We start from the raw sequence: 19,949 nt of genomic DNA, 5'->3' as shown, positions 1-19,949 counted from the left end.
TACCTATTTCGCTTTCGTACCAAACAGACGCAAACGGCTGATACCACCATCTGGGAATATGTTTGCACGTACGTGGGTAATCGCACCAAGGTCGTTTACCTCAGAAATGAATTCGTGAATCTCGTGCGCTTGCAGCTTTTGTGCAGGCAACAGTTCACGCCAGAATAGGCTTTGTGTTTCTACTTGGTCGTCGGTACCGCCTTTCACGTAAGCCGCTTGAATTGAGCATCTGTCAGGGTAGTTACCTTTGAAATGAGCCGTATCAACAACGATGCGTTCGATGTTACCTGGGTGGCCTAGTGCCACGATAACCCAGTCGTTACCCGGTGTACGACGACGCGCTGTTTCCCAACCGTCACCCATGTTTTCACCGCGGCCTGGGCCTAAGATGTTGGCTTTGTTTCCGTAGTGTTCGTCACTACATGCGAGTGCTCGGCCACCATGTTCAACCGATGCTAGGTCAACTTGTTGCTGAGAATCTATTGCTTCCCAATCGACACTTGGTCGACCATAAACACGTAAGCGTGCGACACCGCCATCTGGGTAGATGTTCAAACGTAGGTGCGTAAATACTTGGTCACTTTCGATTGCTTCAAGATGATGATGATCACCCTGCAATGCCATTGAAGGCAGAATTTCTTGCCACTCTGTTGCGTCTGTTGGCTCACCTTGTGGTGAATAACACGCGTCAATTGATGCCGAAGGTGGGAAGTTACCTGTGAAGAATGAGGTATCAATATCAACGCCAGCAATGGTGCCAGCTAGGCCAAGGCGAACGACACAGTAGTCGTAACCTTCACCACGTTTACGTCTGCTTTCCCAACCGTCCATCCACTTGCCGTTATCGTCGTATAAGTCGTCTTTCCACTCTGGCGCTGCGTGGCTGAGAAGACGGCTTTTATCTGCAAAAAAATCGTCTGTTGCGAAGGTAGCTTCTGCGCCGAGTTTTTCGTCTGCAAGGTTTATGTATTGTTCAAATGTTTGGGTCATGTCCGTGTAATCCTATCCAATTAATCAAGTAATAATAAAATGAGAACTTAGTGGCTTATTCGCTTATAAAGCGTGCTCTTAGCGCACTAAGACTGGGCTGAGATAGCTGTTAACTCCGTTAACTTACATATCCCAGAGACGAAACATCGCGATCTTGTTGATCTCTTGAATCGCCGTAGCAAACTCAGTTTCACTATCATTTCCTAATCGCATCTCGAACGACTCAAGAATTTGGTAACGATTGGCTCCCTTCACCGCCATGATAAAAGGGAAATTGAAGCGACTTTTGTAGCTGTTGTTGTAAGAAGTGAATTTTTCAAATTCTTCGGCGTTGCACTGGTCGATGCCCGCCCCCGCTTGTTCTTTGGTCGACGACTCGGTGAGCTCGCCGTTTACTGCTGCTCGACCGGCTAAATCCGGGTGAGCGTTGATCAAAGCCAACTGTTTGCCTTGGTCTGCACCTAACAAGGTCGATGCCATTTTCAGATGAAGATTCTCGATATGGTCGTCTTCGGCATTCAAACCTTGGTCATACACCACTTCTGCAACCCATGGGCTGTGTTCGTAGACATCAGCGAAGTGAGCGACAAAGGTATCGCGGTCCATGGTTGTTGGTTGGCATGATCGAAATTCAGTCACGTTAAGCCTCCTTGCTTCACTGCTACTTTTGCTGTTGATGATTAGCGTTATTTGGTTGATATGGATGATGTTGGTGCCAGTGGTTGGCGATATCGATTCGACGACATAACCACACGCTGTCGTGCTGTTTTACGTAATCTAAGAAACGTCTTAATGCAGCAATACGACCGGGGCGACCAATCAGACGACAATGCAACCCAACCGACATCATTTTCGGTGCGGTTTCGCCTTCCATATAAAGGGTGTCAAACGTGTCTTTCAGATATTGGAAGAACTGCTCACCAGAGTTAAAGCCTTGCGCTGTTGAAAAACGCATGTCGTTCACATCGAGTGTATAAGGGATCACCAATTGCGGATGACCAGTCTCGGTGTGCCAATAAGGCAGGTCATCATCATAGGCATCTGAGTCGTAAAGAAAACCGCCCTCTTCTGCAACCAAGCGACGCGTATTTGGCCCAGTTCGACCTGTGTACCAACCTTGTGGGCGTTGACCCGTCACTTGTTGGATGATCTCAATCGCTTTGGTCATGTGGTCGCGCTCTTCAGACTCATCAATGTATTGATAGTCTATCCAGCGATAACCGTGGCTACAGATTTCGTGCCCCGCTTCGACCATGGCTTTGGCTACTTCTGGGTGACGCTCAATCGCCATTGCAACCGCAAAGACGGTCAGTGGGATTTCATATTCATCGAACAAGCGAAGAACACGCCATACACCCGCACGGCTACCATATTCATAGATGGATTCCATGCTCATGTGACGTTCGCCTTTGATCGGCTGTGCTGACGGGATCTCTGAAAGAAAAGCTTCAGACTCGTCGTCTCCATGTAACAAACAACGCTCACCGCCCTCTTCATAGTTCAATACAAAAGAAACCGCGACGCGCGCATTACCTGGCCATTGAGGGTTTGGAGGGTTAGCTCCGTAACCGATCAAATTTCTTGAATAATCCTTATTCATCCAAGTACTCCTAACATAAGTGGTTGGCTTAGCCGCTCTTTAAGTGAGTCGCCAAATGATTCAACCAAATGGATTCTCGATAAACAGAGCAACCTTACCCCTGTACATTTATTGTATACAATTATTTATCTCAATGTAAAGATTTTGTTATTCAAGTTAAATTTACGCACCATTACCATTTAAAAACAACAGCTTAATAAAGTAAAAGCTCACCAAAAAACGATAATCAAGATCTATAAAGTCAGAAAAAACGACACAATAGTTAACATTTTTCCAACAATTAGCTTTACTAATTGTGTACAGTTCGTACATAGTTAGTGATAACAAAGTGACCAGTTGCATTCTTTGCAAGGTCGAAACAGACAGATAAACCACGGAACAGAGGAGCGCCAAAAGCGCTATTAAAGGACTATGGGAAGATTAACAACACACGTATTAGACACAACTCACGGCTTACCGGGTGCAGAGATCAAGGTAGAGCTTTATAAGGTCAATGAAGACTCAACAGAAAAGCTGGCGACGGTAATCACTAACTCCGATGGCCGAACCGATGCGCCGATTCTGGCAGGGAATGATTTCCGACCGGGGAAATATCAATTGGTGTTTTACGTAGCCGATTACTACAGAAGTAAAGGCGTGGAATTGGATGGCGTGCCTTTCCTAGACGATGTTGTTATTCGCTTTGGTCTAGATGATCCAGAAGCGCATTATCACGTTCCTCTTCTCGTCTCGCCTTACAGTTTCTCAACCTATCGGGGCAGTTAGTCTCGTGACCTAGAACTTCTAACTAGGCTCACCGAAAAATATTAAGCAGATTAGTGCGTGCATCTAAAATGATGCGCGCTCATTAAACACGCTCATATAAAAATACTAATAACGTTATTAGTTAGAGAGTTGATGACTAATCAACTGGTAGCTAAAGAAATAGCGGCTAGGAAAAAACCTTAAAACTTAATATTGAAATCTCGCTGTATTCAATAAATGGATCACAACATAAAAGGACTTGCTGACATGAGTGAGAGTAAAACAGAAATACTCAACCAAGATGCGAATAACGGAATTTTAGAGAAGCTCTTTAAAATTAAGGCCCACGGAAGCAGTGTGAAAAATGAGTTGGTCGGCGGTGTCACCACCTTCGCAACCATGGCTTACATTATCTTCGTTAACCCACAAATTATGGCCGCATCGGGTATGGATGCAGGAGCGGTATTCGTCGCAACCTGTATTGGTGCAGCTATCGGTTGTTTGTTAATGGGGTTATTTGCGAACTGGCCTGTCGGCCTTGCGCCGGGCATGGGCTTAAATGCTTTCTTCTCGTTCACGGTAGTAAGCGAAATGGGCTACAGCTGGGAAGTGGCACTGGGTGCGGTGTTTATCTCCGGTATCTTGTTCGTCGGGATGAGCTTCTACAAAGTCCGCCAATGGATCATTGAAAGTATCCCAGTGAGTCTACGTTATGCCATGACAGCGGGTGTTGGTTTGTTCTTAGGTCTAATTGGCCTTAAAACAGCAGGTATCGTCGTCGAAAACCCAGCGACTTTGGTTTCTCTAGGTGACTTCACCAAACCGGAAGCGCTACTGGCTGCTATCGCGTTCCTTATTATCGCGGTACTCAGTGAGCGTAAAGTATTTGGTGCAGTGCTGATCGGTATTTTGAGTGTAACGCTAGTCGGTATGATGCTTGGCTTAGTGCATTACAACGGCTTCTTCGCGGCTCCACCAAGCTTAGCGCCTACGTTCCTAAAAATGGACATTATGGGCGCACTCGATGTTTCGATGATCAGCGTTATCTTGGCTTTCCTTTTTGTAAACATGTTCGATACCGCGGGTACTTTGATGGGCGTGGCCGAGCGTGCAAACCTAACTAACCCTGAAACAGGAAAAATTGAAGGCCTAAGCAAAGCGCTTAAAGCCGACAGTATCTCAAGTGTGGCCGGTGCGTGTGTGGGTTGTCCGCCAGTAACCAGTTACGTAGAAAGTGCAGCGGGCGTTGCAGCAGGCGCACGAACAGGCCTATCTGCAATTGTGGTTGGTGTGTTGTTCTTAGCGGCAATTTTCCTATCTCCACTTGCTGGCATGATCCCCGCTTACGCAACCTCTGGCGCTCTGATTTATGTGGCATTCGTGATGATGAGCAGCATGCAGCACGTGGATTGGAAAGACTTCACCAACGGTGCTCCCGCAGCCATTACAGCGTTAATGATGCCTCTGACCTTCTCTATCGCGAATGGTATCGCACTGGGTTTCATTACCTACACAGTGCTGAAACTGGCGACAGGTAAAACAAAAGACGTCTCTATTTCAATGTACTTCTTAGCGGCTATTTTTGTCGCGAAGCTCGTGTTCATCGGTTAATCACCCAACGTAACTATCGCTTGGCTTGTTCGCAGGCCGAGCTATCAAGACACATGCTAGAACAACATTTTTAAGAAAAAGCTAATTGTGCTAATCAGCGGAACACACAAATATCCGCTCGGTTAGTGCACCTTTTTTATGACCCTACGCAGTTTGTAGAAGTCATTATTTGACCGCCAATCGCCTGTAAACGGAAACACAGGCAGAGGAATATCAAATGAAACTTCTGTACACCCTAAATGAAAGACCGCCTCACGGCTTAACCTTCCTACTCGCATTACAGCACATGCTCGCTTCGATTGGTGGCATTGTTGCTGTCCCCCTTATTGTTGGCGCTTCTATCGGCCTACCTAACACCGAGATCGTTTCGCTGATCAATGCTGCGCTGCTGGCGTCAGGTATTGTAACCGTCGCTCAATGTCTCGGCTTTGGCCCTGTCGGCATTCGACTACCTGTGGTGATGGGTTCGAGCTTTGCCTTTTTGGGCGTCGCCATTTCAATCGGTAACGAAGGTGGCGTCGCCGCGATCATGGGCTCAGCGCTTATCGGCTCGTTCGTGGTGATTGGTGCCAGCTTCTATATGGACAAGGTTCGGAAACTGTTCCCAACCGTGGTAAGTGGTGTAGTGGTTACCTTAATCGGCTTAACCATTTTACCGGTTGCCATGAACTGGGTCGGAGACTCTCCTGCCAACACAGAACAATTCGCCACGCTGCCAAAGCTGTTTCTAGCACTGATCTCTTTGGGGATTGTGGTTGGCGTATCGGTTTACTGTAAAGGCGCGGTTGCCGCTTCGGCCATCGTGATTGGTTTAGCGGGCGGCTACATTGTGGCGCTATCGCTCGGCATGGTCGACCTTGAGCAAATCAGCTCTGCCGCTTGGGTTGGCGGACCTGAGCCCTTCAAATATGGCTTTACCTTTTCTGCGAGTGCCATCATCAGTATGAGCTTGGTGTACATAGTGGTTATCGCCGAAGCTACGGGTGATTTCATGGCATTAGGCAACAACTGCCAAACCCAAGTCAGCGGTAAAGACTTAAAACGTGGGCTGCTGGGCGATGGACTTGGTAGTACCTTATCTTCGATTTTAACGGCAATGCCACTGGCATCGTTCAGTCAAAACGTCGGCATTGTAGGTATCACAGGTGTAGCAAGTCGCTATGTTGTGGCTGCAACCGGTGGTTTGCTAATTTTAGGTGGCTTATTCCCGAAATTAGCCGCTATTGCCGTCACGATTCCGAAACCTGTTCTAGGTGGTGTGGGTTTTGTGATGTTCGGAATGATTGCCTACGCGGGTATCCGCATGTTGATCAAGGCCGCAGACACCAAGCGAAATGCCTTGGTAATCTGTGTTGGTTTGGCGTCTGGCTTAGCCGTCACTTTCGAACCAAGATTGCTGCAACACTTGCCGCATGACCTTGCGAACTTTCTTCACTCTGGCATCACTACCGGTACTATCATGACGGTGCTATTGAACCTTGTTTTACCAAAGTCTTCACGAGCAGAAGAGCAAGAAGCACTGGCCGAAAGCCAAGCGCAAGTTGAGCTAGAGATGAAAGAGCAAGCTGAAGAAGAACGACACTCAGACGAGCAATTAGAGATTCAGCAAGCAAGTACAGAAGCAGATGTTCAAGCGGCATCAGAAAACCCTGAGCCCAAAGTGAACTAACTAGCTAACTCTCGAACTAATTAAGTCTGGAACTAACTAAGTCTCAAATTAACTGAGTCTAGAACTAACTGGTTCACTGACTAACGTAAGCCGATTTTCACAGAATCAGGGAATGATTAGAACATTGAACGTTTTAACGCCCCTGATTCGAATTTATCTATCAACAGCAAATACCAACAAAGACCCTCTTCCCTGAAAAGGCTGAGATGGCTAAGGACTACTATGAATGGAAACCATCTGGATTAAGAATCCTCTCGCAATCTACACTGGCTCACTAGCTGATGCAGAAGGCGGTATTGTCATTAAAGGTAATACAATCATTGAGTTGGTTGGCAAACACAAAGAACCGACCTTACCCGTAGATTACAGCGTCGACGCCTCTCGTCATGTTGTAACACCAGGGCTTATCAATGCGCACCACCACTTCTATCAAACCCTAACGCGTGCCTACCCCGGCGCACTGAATAAAGAGCTCTTCCATTGGCTACAAAGCCTCTATCCAGTTTGGGCCAATCTCGACTCAGAGATGATGAGCCTTGCCACAGAGCTGGCGCTGGTTGAGTTAATGATGTCGGGCTGCACCACAGCGTCAGACCATCATTACTTGCTGCCAAACGGGCTAGAGAACGCCATCGATTTACAAGTCGAGGCGGCAGAGAAGCTTGGCGTGAGAGCGATATTTACGCGCGGCTCCATGAGCCTAGGGGAAGATGAAGGTGGGTTACCTCCACGACACACCATTCAAACCGAACAAACCATTATAGATGACAGCCAACGCTTGATTCGCGATTACCACCAGCGTGATGAAGGCGCGATGATTCAAATCGCACTCGCGCCTTGTTCGCCGTTCTCAGTCACCACCGACCTGATGAAAGAGACCGCCAAGATCAGTGAGCGTGAGAACGTGATGATGCACACTCACCTATGCGAAACGCTCGATGAAGAGGACTTCTGTATCGAGAAGTTCGGTCTACGCCCTGTCGATTACCTAGAGGATGTCGGCTGGCTCAACGAACGTACTTGGCTTGCACACGGAATTCACTTCAACCCAGAAGAGATCAAGCGCTTGGGCAAAGCAGGCATTGGCATCAGCCACTGCCCGACGTCCAACATGATGCTGGCTTCCGGTATTTGTAAGAACAACGACCTTGAAGCCGCTGGCGTTAAAGTCGGGCTAGGCGTTGATGGTTCGGCCTCTAATGACGGCTCAAATATGATTGCCGAAGTACGCATGGCGATGTATCTACAGCGCCTGCAATATGGCTCTGCCAATGTTTCACACTTCGACGCACTGCGCTGGGCAACGTCAGGCTCAGCACGCGCAATGGGTAGAACGGATATCGGTACGCTAGAGGTTGGTAAACAAGCCGACATCGCGATGTTCAAACTCGATGATATTCGTTTCTCTGGTAGCCACGATCCACTGGCTGCATTACTACTTTGTGGTGCTCAACAAGCGGATAAAGTGATGGTAGCCGGAAAATGGCGAGTTAACGATGGTGCCGTGATTGGCGTAGACATGGAGCGACTGATGCACCGCCACCACGCTGCCGCAATGAAGCTTGGTAAGTTGGCGATGAATAACAACTAACTAAGACACTTGCCCATCAAACACTGCAAGCAGAAGTGAGTGGTTTTGATGGGCAAACACCCAGAACACCCTAAAGATTCGAAAATATCGCAAACATTCTAAAACCCCATGAACATGATGTCCTCTCAACCTACGTATCCATCTATTTCCTTAAATAATTCCAGCCTTAATAAATCCAAAACAATGTTATTAATTAAAGATAATCTAATTTAACTTCATCTAATATAATTTCCACTAATAAAACACTCGCTAATAAAAAGCCACTAACAGAAACTTTCCTCAATATAAAACTTGAACATTATCTGGCACAGATCAAATTTAAAACGCTCGTTCTATTTATATATTCATCAAATTAATCAATAGATTTAGTAATAATGGAAATTATGAGGGTAATTATACTTTTATCACTTATCGCATTTATGAATAGAATAAAAACCTCTCGAGGCCTTTCTATACCTAGCCTGACAAAAGACACAAGAGTAGTAACTTAAATATCATTAAATTCAATAGATCAACAATCAATCAATATGAATTCAAATGTGTGATCTAAATAGAACTTTTCATTATAAATCTACTATAGATTGACCAAATCTTATAAAAACAAAAAACACATTAAAGGAGTCAATTTTAAAAACAAAAAAATAATTATAAGAATAACAATATAAAACTATTCAATAACCCTTCATAAATATTTAAAAATGCCATCGAATGGTAGGGGGATTATTGTCTTTGTAAAAAGCTAATAACAAATCTAACAGGGCTAAACGATGAAAAAAATCACTAAAACACTCGTACTATCTTCGATTTCAATTGGGCTACTTTCTTCTTTTGCTTTCACTTCTCAAGCAGCGCCAGTTCAAGTTAACCAAGCGTCAGCTGAACAAAACATACCTCAAGTCACCTACGATACGATAATCGGTGAGAATGGCGTCTTTATTGATTTAGATACCGACAACTTTATTCTCAAACAGCAAGAGTGGTATCAGATCCAAGCCTATGTCGAAGGTGCTTTAGCACTGCCTGTGACAGAAGCCAGTATGAAGTCGACTTTAAGTATTCCTAACGACATTCCTTTCTCTAATTTTCAAGCACTGGTCGAGCAATACTCAAACATTCACGATACTGCCTTTTATTGGAAAAAAGACCTTTACCCAAGCATCGTAGGCCTTTCATTAAGCTTGGCCAATTACGCACAAATTAAAGACTACATGCTCACCCCTTTGAGCGATGCTTTGAATGAAATGTTGGCCAAAGCATTCTCGCCACTGCCGGAAGATATAGAAGCAGTAGAACGCAACAGAAAAATGGCGATTGCTTACCTAAAAAGCCTGCAGAACTTTTCCATGAAATACCAACAAGAAGTGTCTGACGTTGGCGGAAGTCTATTGGAATTTTCAGCCACACTGGACACGCAAAAATTGCAGCTAGATGTGTTGGAAGGTACCCATAACGGTTATCTAAGCGATGATGGCAGTGCGCTTCAGCAACGAGTGAATGACATCAATGCACGTATCACTCAACTCAACAAAGATTACACTCACTACGTTACGGTCGCCTCTACCGCAGTGACTTATGCTTGGTTCCCTCTGGTTGCAGGGCCAATTATGGGCGTCTACGGCGATAAAGCAGAAAAAGCACGCAAACTTCGCAACGAATTACAAAACGAAGTAAAAGAGCTTCAAGAGCAGTTAACTTACACGCAAAAGATATATAACTCTTATCATCGCTCTTCGGAGAGCATCGAGATGATTTCTCAGCAAATTGAAAATGCGATTCCACATATTAATAAGCTGAAACTGAATTGGCAGAAAATGAATGCCGACTTCACCTCACTGCTCGTTGCACTAGAACAAGCTCAAGATAATGCCGATATCATGAGAGACGATACCATGCTTGGTGCGATAGGCGCTCTTGCGAATACAACAGTTGCAGAAAGTAACTGGAGTAATATTAGTGAGAAAGCAAAAGCGTTCGCAAACAATGCATATATCCAAAAAATGGATTAGTCCCTATACCTATCGAAAAGTAGCGCGACAGATAAAATCGACGCTATATACAGAAACGCTATACACAGCAACGAAACTGCTAAAAATATAACAAGATAGCCAAATTACCTTCCGAATAAGAAGCCGCACCTTAAGCAAATTAAGGTGGCGGCTTCTGCTACCCAAAATTTGGTGACTACTAATTTCGACAGGACATAAATATGAGACTTCTACCTATTATTATTTCTCTTTCATTTTCTCCACAGGCTTTTTCTAGCGACTGGCTTGAACTGAACAATTTACCCAATTCAACCGAATACCCAACCTGGGTTCAATCTGCCTATTCCGATGTTGGCGTCCTATCGCGTTCAACATCCGATTTACACATCAACCTAAGTGACTGGATTGCAGAGCAAAACCTCTATGTCACTAAGCCTTCAAAAGTTGTCATTTTTGCAGATACGATTGAGGTTCCAGAGAACTTCAACTTGCTCGTAAATAACCAAAATATCCTGATTTTTGCACGCAAAATCGTTGGTCAAGGCACGCCGACATTTGTGCTCGGACAACAAGGCTCTGCTGCCTCAATTTCTGTGATTGCGGGCGAGATAGAGACACCGATTAATGTGCTCGCTTTCCAAAGCGATGGCAGCATTACACGAGATGCCCTAACAGGAAAAACGGGCGATGGTGAATCTGTAGTATTAGCAGGAGAGCACTACCGAAGAACCACCATTGACTCGAACATCACTGGGCAAATGAAATTGGCTTCTGAGCCTTTTACAGACATTGTTAATCGTTCTTTTGATATGGCTGCCAGCTTATACGATACCAACCCAGAACTTAGCCTCGACCTCATCAACTGGGTTGAACAGAGCTTACGTTACTCAGGTTCAGTGGTGGAAGACGATCCAATCCTTTCAGACCTTTACTTGCAAACCGTCGCGTTCAAACAATTCATTAGCTTCAGCACCAAAGAGAGCCACTATGTGCCTTATCTCGATAAGGTGTTGTACCAAGATAAATACGAAGCGTATCTGAAAGCGATGGTCGCGTATCAAGCTCAATGGAACATTATTCAAGATAGAAACACCGTCATTGAAGACAAGATTGAAGCGGCTAAATTGGCACTCGCTAACATCGAAGACGTTCTTAGAGCACAAACTTCAATCATCACACAAACCCAGTCCAACATAGACAAGATAGGCGATAGCCTGACCGAAGTAGATAGCCAATACAAAGCTCAGGAGTTAGTGACTCTCGATGCAAGAACGACTTATCTAGTTGGCGTAGAGAATTGGAAAACCCAGCAGCAACTCAACGCAGCTTTGGCGATTTTCAAAGCAATAGCCGAGATTGGCAGTGCAGTGAGTGGCGTGTTCACAGGCAACCTTTCAGGGGTCAATGACCTAACCGAGCAATTGGCTAAAACCCCAGAAGCATTAGAAAAAGCGAAAAACCTCGTCACCAATATCAAGTCTGTCACGGGCATTATTGATAGCGTCACCAAAACGATTTCTGGTATCTCTCAGCTCACCGCGGATATTAAATCAACTATCAAGTTCCAGAAGATATCGGAAGCGATGGATGGCTTTAACTTCAATATCCCAACCATCAATGAAAGCAATCTAGCGTGGGATCTGATGATCACCGAGATCCGCAGCAACTTAAGATATGCCGATAGCTTAGGCATTAAAGGGACGAGACAGTACTTACTTGAGCTTGAGAAACAGGTGCTTCTGGGTAAGGCAATTAACATCACCCAGCTTAACTTTGCTCAGGAACAAGCAAAGTTGGTCGACTTGTTGTTAACCAATAACGTAACCATCAATCAACAGCAAAGACTGAATGATGCAATTGGGGGTTATCAAGTAGACACCGACAACTTCGATTCGATTGAACGTGAACTGTCGAGAGTATTGATGCACTTCAAACGTCCGATGTACGTTGCTTTATCTAACTATGTTCAGGCATACGAATATTGGGCATTGAAGCCAAGCGAGATCACGCCTTCTCTCAACAAAAGCTACTTGGACTACCAATTTGATTTGGCGTCCATCGAAAGTGAGTATGTGAATGCTCTGTCTTCTTTCCAACCCGCGCCACAAGATTTCACCATCGATAACTACACCATTTCCAGCCCAGAACAACTCGAAAGCTTTGCAACAACCGGACAGCTCAACTTCTCTATTCCATTAGAGCAAGTCCAACTCTGTTCGTTTGACCGCGTTAGGCTATCCACGGTACGAGTGTTCTTAGAGGGTGAAAACTTACCTTATGGCAAGCAATTCAACCTGCGAGTCTCCAGTTCAGGCAACTATGCCGATCGATACGAAAATCAAGATTACCAGTTCAGCTCTAACCCCGTGTCACGCGCGTTCTACTACCGCCTTGATGATCCAACCACCAACGACATCAGCATCATTACCGATGGCGCCGTAGCGAATAAGTTCGAATACGCGTACTTCCAGCCCACCCCATTCACTTCATGGAATGTCACGCTTAACAACTTTGATAAAACCGAGCAAGCGAACAACCAGTACCTGAAAGATATCGAACAGATTCGCGTCGAGTTCTTAGGTAGCGGTATTCCTAACGGCAACAGTTGCTCTAATTAGCTAAGTGCTGCTTTAATTAATCAAGATCTTCTCTAACTAACCAAGTGCAACCTCAATTAACCAAGTGTTGCTGTCATCCAAAGAACTGAGGTTCAAGGAGTAAGGTTCTGGAAAGAGTTCGTAACAAAAAAGGCCGACATGATGTCGGCCTTGTTACTTCTATTCGATTTTTAGAATCCGATTCACGGCCTAATCCATCAAGCTCTTAGACTTAATCGCCTTCTTAGAAAGTTCTTTGGCAAACTCAGTAATGTCAGCTTCAAACTCATCGACGCTTTGGCGGATATCATCCAGTTGAACGGTTTGCATTACGCGGTTTTCCATCACGATTTGGCCGTTAACGATAGTGGTGTCGATGTTGCTTGGGTTCGCTTGGTAAACCAATGTCGCGTATGGGTCGTAACTTGGCATCATGTTCGCTGATTGTGTTTCTACAATCACGATGTCCGCTTTTTTACCCACTTCCAGAGAACCAATTTGGTCTTCCATGTGTAGGGCTTTTGCACCACCTAATGTTGCCATTTCAATCACTTGCTCAGGGATCATAATGGTGCGGTCTGAATGCTTTAAGCGCTGCATGTTAGCTGCGTAACTTAGAGTACGCATGATATCGACTTGATTGGAGCTCATTGGCCCGTCGGTTCCTAAGCCAATGCGCATATCGGCACGATACATCTCCCAAGCAGGCGCAATGCCTGTCGCCCCTTTGGCGTTCGCCATTGGGTTGTATGAGATACCCGCGTCAGCTTGCTTGAGAAGCTTTTGGTCATTTTCTGAAAGGTGGATGCCGTGAGCAATCACTACACGCTCATCAAGCACACCGATTTCATCCATGTATTCAACTGGCGATGTCGCTTTGGTTTCGTCTTTGATGCGCTTTTCTTCATTCGGGAATTCAGCAACGTGAATCAGCACTGGCACATCGTATTGAGCAGACAGCTTGTTGATTTCTTGCAGCTTATCTTTACTCACGGTGTACACCGCGTGTGGTGCATAAGCAGGTGTGATTAACTCGTCGTTTTTGTACTGCTCAATAAAGCCTTTGGCATACTCAATCCCACCGTAAGGTTCTTTAGCATCGACCACTGGAAACTTAATCACGGTTTCGCCCAACACGGCGCGCAAGCCAACTTCTTTGGTCGCCTTGGCCATTTCATCCATGTGGTAATACATATCGGCATAAGTGGTTACACCGCTTTGTGCTAGTTCGATAGAGCCAAGCTTGGTTGCGTTGTAAATCAGTTCACGGCTTAGCTTTTCGGCTTCTAGAGGGAAGAAGTAAGCGAACAAGCGGTTCGAGATGCCCTCTTCTCCTAAGCCACGAAACGCGATCATAGGTAAATGGTTGTGCGCGTTCACCATGCCCGGCATAACGATTCCATCTTGAGCATCAATCACCTTTTTGGCGTGATATTGAGTGATCAAATCCTCGTTACCAACTGCGATAATCTGGTCGTCTTTCACCACTACCACGCCATCATCAATCACATCCATTTCAGAGTTGATAGTCAGGACTTGTCCGTTGGTGATGATCAGATCAGCGTTGTATGTTTGCGTCGCGACTGTTGAACCGCAACCTGCAAGCAGAACTGCGCTGATGGTGCATGCCAAGCTTTTAAGCGTCATTGCTAAACCTTAATGTTGTGCGTGTAATATTGTTAGCGGCTTCATCTATAAGTTTCCAGCTTTTCGCTTTTCGCTTTTCGCTTTTCAGAAGAGTAAGTGCCGCCAATTTTCGCGATACTATAACCTGTCATTTAAATAAAATGGCATACCTAATCGAACCGAATTCAAGATAAATGAGTTATTGCACAACGGGTCACAGAAATACAAAACAAACACTACACAGCCAAGTTCCAGGCCATTTAATTTTAGTGAAATTCGACATAAGTATTCATTCTAATCTCCGACCATAAATGTATGGCTCGATTTCTTTTAGATTGCGTGAATAGGTTACTTAATCTTTCCAAACATTAGGATGATAGACCTCTGAAATTCTTATAAATTACATGCTGAAACCCATCACCCGAAAAGTATAAACTTGTATTAAAATCAATTTGCTCATCCCACAAGCAAGATCACTGTCAATGAATATAAGGTTATATTGCTTATTACAGAAATACACTCATCTGACCTGTACCATTGAAAACAACCTTTCTATACAGCACTTTTTCAATGAAATTCCAATCCAAAATCATACTCACTACCAGTCTTCTGTTCTTGTCGGTTATTACTTGTATCGGCTTAATTCAACAACAAGCCACTAGCAATACTTTTAAAGAAAATATACACCGTAGTGTTCAAGAACTAATCAAAAGCGTCGGCTATACAGTTTCATACCAACTCAACGCTAGCCGTGAGTTAGTGGGTTCAGTAGTCCATTCATTGAATATGATTGATGCTACTAATCATGACCTTGCGTACAAAGCAATATCGACCTCGACTTTGAAAAGTAGCTTTCAAGCGGTTGGTATCGGCTACGAGAATAATGGTCTTCTCATATCGAATGATGGTTGGATTCCTGACGAAAACTATGATGTCCGCTCTCGCCCTTGGTACATCGCAGCGAGCCAATCAAATGACATAGTCGTTACCAAACCTTATGTAGACTCATCTACCGGCGATATGATCATTTCTGTTTCTTCATCAATCAATGATCCCAATGATCAATTTTTGGGAAATGTAGTATTTGATGTGTCATTGAACCCCCTGGCACAACTAGTAAATCAAACCAACCTATTCGACTCAGGTTACCTTTTCATGGTAACAGGTGACGGCACAACGATTGCTCACCCTAACAGTGATTACAACGGTCAGCCTTTAACCGAGTTTGCTCCAGGTGTAGAACTCGAAACGGGTGTAAAAGAAGTTATGCTCAATGACGCACTGCATCTGATCAGTTTACAAAAAGTGAAAGGAGAAGATTGGTATATTGGTGCGCTTGTAAATGAAGAACGTGTTTTCTCTAGCCTTAATGACCTAACCTCCCACCTAATATTAATGGCTTCAATTTCGGTCATCGTTATTTCTATTCTCTTGTATTGGGTGATTGGTTACCTGTTCCGACCGATCAAAGAATTAAATTCAGCAATCAAGAACATCGCTTCTGGCGAAGCGGATCTAACTCATCGCTTAAAAACAGACAACGACCTCGAGTTTGCTGAATTGGCAGAGAACTTTAACCAATTTGTTGAAAACCTGCAGGTTCAAATGTTGGATTCAAAGAGAGTGGCGTCAACCTTGAAAAGCCAAGCAGATACAACTCAAAAGACAACACAAGATACAGGATTCAATGTAAATCATCAGATGTCAGAGTTAAGAAGTTTAGTGACCGCCATGGAGCAAATGTCGGCTTCTGCTCGCGATACCGCCAAAAGTGCCCAAGATGCTGCAGAGAGTGCCAATTTTGCTGAAAAAAATGTCGTAGAGAGTGTCGATGTTGTTCAGCAAACCGAACAAACGATCAAAAGCTTATCGCTCAGTATTAAACATGCCTCCACTCAATCCGACAACCTAACCGAAGCAACAAACAGCATTACGAGTATTTTGGATGTTATTAGTGAGATTGCTAATCAAACCAATTTACTGGCTTTGAACGCAACGATTGAATCAGCACGTGCGGGGCAAGCTGGTCGAGGTTTTGCGGTAGTCGCTGACCATGTACGCTTACTCTCCTTGAAAACACAAGAATCAACAACAGAGATACATTCCAAAATAAACCAGCTAAAGAATGGGACTAGCTCAATGGCACAAGCTATAACCGTCAGTGAAGCAAATGCAAGAGACGCTATTTCTTGTGCTAAAAAAGCCACTGAAGCACTCAGTTCTGTACAAGCAAACATCACCCATATTTCTGGTTTTAACGATCAAATAGCAGCCGCAGCAGAAGAACAAAGCTCTGTATCTATTGAGATAAATCGTAATACACAACAAATCAGTCAATTGAGCCAACAAATCGCAGAGCAAGCTGTAGAAATGAGCAGTGGTATGGATGCGCAATTGAGCGAGATCGATAAACAACAACAAATCCTAGAACGCTTCAAATTATAAAAGCTAGACCTTCTCTCTAAGTAAAAACGCCGATATACATCGGCGTTTTTACTTGTAGTTATCTTCACTTTATTCTGGTTTCAGCCACGACTTTCTTGAAAAGAACAACGCATACATTGCAGGAATCACCAAGAGCACAACTGGCAAAGAGAACAACAAACCATAGCCCAGTGTTAGCGACATTGGCCCCATAAACACGTCTGTTCCACCTAATCCATAAGCCAGAGGAAGCAAGCCAGCAACCGTGGTCAGTGATGTCATCACAATCGGGCGAAGGCGACTGACCGCAGCTTGCATCACTGCGTCTATCGCATCTAAACCTTCGATTCTTAGCTCGTTGATTCGATTAATCAACACTAGTGAGTTGTTGACCACCACGCCTGTCATGCCTAGAACACCAATCAAACCAAACAAAGACATCGGCTGCATGTGAACCACGAGTGCCATTAATGAGGCCATAATCGCAAACGGGATAACCGCCATTATCAGCAGCGGTTGCAACAATGAATTGAACATCACCGCCAATACAAAGTAGATCGCCACCATTGCCGCGGGGAACACCACCATAAAGCCACTCATGGTCTCATTGGTACTTTCCGCTTCGCCACCAACGCTAATGGTCACGCTCGATGGATATTGACCTGTAAGCTCTGTGATTAGCTCATCGGCTAATGCTACTGAACTAATACTCTCGTCAGATAAAGCCGCTGACACCGTCACTTCACGCTCTCCGTTATAGTGCTTAATCAGACGAGGGATTTCTATCGGTTCAACCGTTGCTAGTCGGCTGAGCGGTAGTTGTTGCCCTTCTGCCGTGTAGATTTTAGTCGTTTTCAATTTCTCGATATCGCGAAATTGCTCGTCCAGAACAACACGGATATCGACTTCTTGATCGCCAAGCCAAGTGGAGGTCACGCTATTACCGTCAAAGCCGACTCGCAGCGCATTCGATAAGTCACTCACCGTTAAGTTGTATTTCGCCAACCAGTGATACTGAGGAACAATATTCAGCTGAGGATCTTTCAGTGCCTCACTGTGATTAATGCTGGTCACGCCTTTGTAATCTTCTAGCCAAGTCATCACCAAATCCACGGTTTGATTACGTTCACTCTCGGTTCCGCCAAGTACACGTACCTCAACAGGGGCGCCGGGAGGAGGACCACCAGCATCAATCGAGAACTTGATGAACATGCCATCAGACACCACTTTCAACTCTTCATTAAGCGCCGTAATAATCTGCTCTGCAGAACGGCTGCGCTGGTCAAAGTTCGTTAGGTTGATGATGCCCTGCGATACCGGTGATGAGTAAACCAATTCATAGCTAACCAGTTCCGTTTCCGGCAGGGATTCAATCGCTTGCTCTATCGACTTATGGGCGTCTCGCACCTTGCTTAGCGGCGTGCCTGCCTTCACTTCGGTGTAGACCTCAATGTATTTACCCGCTTCTGTCGGGAAGATATCCACTTTCAACGAAGACACCAAAAAGCCAGAAACAGAGAAGCCAACCAACGCCAATACAATCACTGACTTCTTGTAGTTCAGAGCGAGATTGAGCAGCGAACGGTAGTGGTTCGCTATCCATTCAAATCGATCCTTTTCTTGTGTCTTTGAGTTGTTCTCTTTCGCCAACGATAAATGCGCTGGCAGCGTTAAGGTACATTCAATGAATGAGAACACGAGCGCAGCAATAACGGTAATTGGAATCACCGCAACCGCCTTGCCCATGGTGCCCGGAATAAACATCATTGGGATAAATACCAAAGCCGTTGTCACAAGGCTTGCCATCAACGGCTTGATCACCTTTAACGTACCCGACACCGCAGCATCAACACCTTTTTTACCCGCTTCCTTCTCTTGGAAAATACTCTCAGCAATGATCACTGAATCATCAACGATAATACCGATCACCAACAACAATGCAGCCAATGTGATGCTGTCTAAATTAAGCCCAATAATCGGCAAAACAATCATCACACCGAACACACAAAACGGGATAGAAACCGATACCCAAAAGGCGACGCGTCGTTGCAGGATCATGCTCAAGATCAGCAGAACTAACACCAGACCTATCGCACCATTGGTGGCCACGATAGAGAATTTCTCACCCATGTCTTTGCCAAGGTCGAGGCTGGTCTGGAAAATAAATTGATCGCCAATGCGTTCGCTTTCTTTGCCCAACAAGGCCTTAATGCTGTCGATGGTGGTAATGACATCCGCACTGCCACTGTTTGTGATTGAGAAAATCACCGCGGGTTTCCCACTCAGAACGGGATCTTCGGTTGCTCGCGCAAAGGTATCAATAACGGTCGCCACATCCGACACACGGACAACTTGACCCGAATCTAGCGCCTTAATCACGATGTTAGACACATCACCCGTCGACTCTACTTTCGTCATGGTGACAATCTTTTGCTCTTGGCTCCATGACTCGACAAAACCACCCGATTGAGACAGGTTGTGCTGCTCTATCGCGGTGCTCACATCATCGAAAGCAACTTGATAGCGGCGTGCTTTTTCAGGGTCAACTTCAACCCAAAACTCTCGCTCATTAAAACCAGAAAGCTTGATAGAACCCACGCCACCAAGACTGTTAATTTTCTTTTCTAATTGATACGCATAATGCTGTAACGACGCTGAGTCTGTATTGCTCTCAGTTAGGCTCACCCCAAAGTGATAAACATCAAAAGAAGAGGTTTTCTGCTGAGTCACAACCGGGGGCGAGTCAATATCTTTCGGCAGATTACCGACTCGGTCCACGGCTTGCTGTATATCTCTCAAGATCACAGCCGCATCTTCACCAGGCAAATATTCGACCTCGATAAAAGAACGTCCTTCTGAGGATTCAGACGAAAAGTACGCAATGCCATCCACAGAACGAAGTTCTTTCTCTATCGGGTTAGTGATGTTCAGTTCAATGTCTTGAGCTGTCGCGCCCGGATAGCTGGTTTCAATTTCCGCCGTGTCCATCGCAACATCTGGATACTCTTGTAAATTGAGCTGCATTAGCGACATAGCACCCGTCAACAACACCATAACGGTGATGATACGAGCCAAAAACTGACGATTCGCGAAGTATGCTAAAAAGTTCATC

General features: G+C 45.1%; 12 protein-coding genes. 7 read left to right on the top strand and 5 right to left on the bottom strand.

What is annotated here, in order from left to right:
- Positions 1-3: 3 nt before the first annotated feature.
- From alc to puuE, 3 genes are all read right to left on the bottom strand, one after another.
- Positions 4-990: an allantoicase gene (alc, locus tag AACW75_RS09830; RefSeq protein WP_145571478.1), complete on the bottom strand. Its 987-nt coding sequence runs from the start codon at positions 988-990 to the stop codon at positions 4-6.
- 123 nt (positions 991-1,113) lie between these two features.
- Entirely contained in the window at positions 1,114-1,629 is a 516-nt protein-coding gene (gene uraD, locus AACW75_RS09825) for a 2-oxo-4-hydroxy-4-carboxy-5-ureidoimidazoline decarboxylase (protein WP_017086622.1), read from the bottom strand.
- A gap of 22 nt (positions 1,630-1,651) precedes the next feature.
- Positions 1,652-2,590: an allantoinase PuuE gene (gene puuE / locus AACW75_RS09820; protein ID WP_017076962.1), complete on the bottom strand. Its 939-nt coding sequence runs from the start codon at positions 2,588-2,590 to the stop codon at positions 1,652-1,654.
- A 411-nt stretch (positions 2,591-3,001) separates the two neighbouring features.
- Here puuE and uraH point away from each other — a divergent pair, with 411 nt between their 5' ends.
- The 6 genes from uraH (at position 3,002) to AACW75_RS09790 (ending at position 12,808) form a co-directional block, all read left to right on the top strand.
- A complete protein-coding gene (gene uraH, locus AACW75_RS09815; protein WP_017083063.1) occupies positions 3,002-3,355 on the top strand; it encodes a hydroxyisourate hydrolase in 354 nt (117 codons plus the stop codon).
- 246 nt (positions 3,356-3,601) lie between these two features.
- Positions 3,602-4,945, top strand: coding sequence for an NCS2 family permease (locus tag AACW75_RS09810; protein WP_102320845.1), 1,344 nt, complete (start codon positions 3,602-3,604; stop codon positions 4,943-4,945).
- Positions 4,946-5,162: 217 nt separating this feature from the next.
- Positions 5,163-6,614 carry a nucleobase:cation symporter-2 family protein gene (locus AACW75_RS09805; RefSeq protein ID WP_145571476.1) on the top strand — a complete coding sequence of 484 codons (1,452 nt, stop codon included), beginning with the start codon at positions 5,163-5,165 and terminating at the stop codon, positions 6,612-6,614.
- Between the two features lie 226 nt (positions 6,615-6,840).
- The gene (locus AACW75_RS09800; RefSeq protein ID WP_004732852.1) at positions 6,841-8,205 is read left to right on the top strand and encodes an 8-oxoguanine deaminase; all 1,365 of its coding nucleotides are present in this window, start codon (positions 6,841-6,843) and stop codon (positions 8,203-8,205) included.
- A gap of 767 nt (positions 8,206-8,972) precedes the next feature.
- Entirely contained in the window at positions 8,973-10,211 is a 1,239-nt protein-coding gene (locus tag AACW75_RS09795) for an alpha-xenorhabdolysin family binary toxin subunit A (protein ID WP_017086619.1), read from the top strand.
- Positions 10,212-10,411: 200 nt separating this feature from the next.
- Positions 10,412-12,808: a hypothetical protein gene (locus tag AACW75_RS09790; RefSeq protein WP_145571472.1), complete on the top strand. Its 2,397-nt coding sequence runs from the start codon at positions 10,412-10,414 to the stop codon at positions 12,806-12,808.
- Between the two features lie 189 nt (positions 12,809-12,997).
- Here AACW75_RS09790 and AACW75_RS09785 read toward each other — a convergent pair whose 3' ends face one another.
- Positions 12,998-14,434, bottom strand: a complete 1,437-nt coding sequence (locus tag AACW75_RS09785) for an amidohydrolase (RefSeq protein ID WP_145571470.1) — start codon at positions 14,432-14,434, stop codon at positions 12,998-13,000.
- Positions 14,435-14,983: 549 nt separating this feature from the next.
- On the opposite strand from AACW75_RS09785, the gene AACW75_RS09780 reads away from it, so the two are divergent.
- A complete protein-coding gene (locus AACW75_RS09780) occupies positions 14,984-16,858 on the top strand; it encodes a methyl-accepting chemotaxis protein (RefSeq protein ID WP_145571468.1) in 1,875 nt (624 codons plus the stop codon).
- Positions 16,859-16,927: 69 nt separating this feature from the next.
- Here the strand turns inward: AACW75_RS09780 and AACW75_RS09775 are convergent, their stop codons facing one another.
- Complete coding sequence (locus tag AACW75_RS09775; protein WP_145571467.1) at positions 16,928-19,948, bottom strand: efflux RND transporter permease subunit; 3,021 nt, start codon at positions 19,946-19,948, stop codon at positions 16,928-16,930.
- Between the last annotated feature and the right edge of the window lies 1 nt (position 19,949).

It is taken from the genome of Vibrio sp. L3-7 (assembly GCF_963898195.1).
In the GTDB taxonomy this organism is placed as follows: domain Bacteria; phylum Pseudomonadota; class Gammaproteobacteria; order Enterobacterales; family Vibrionaceae; genus Vibrio; species Vibrio echinoideorum.
The sequence above is the reverse complement of the archived record's forward strand: the minus strand, read 5'-3'. Positions and strand labels throughout refer to the sequence as shown.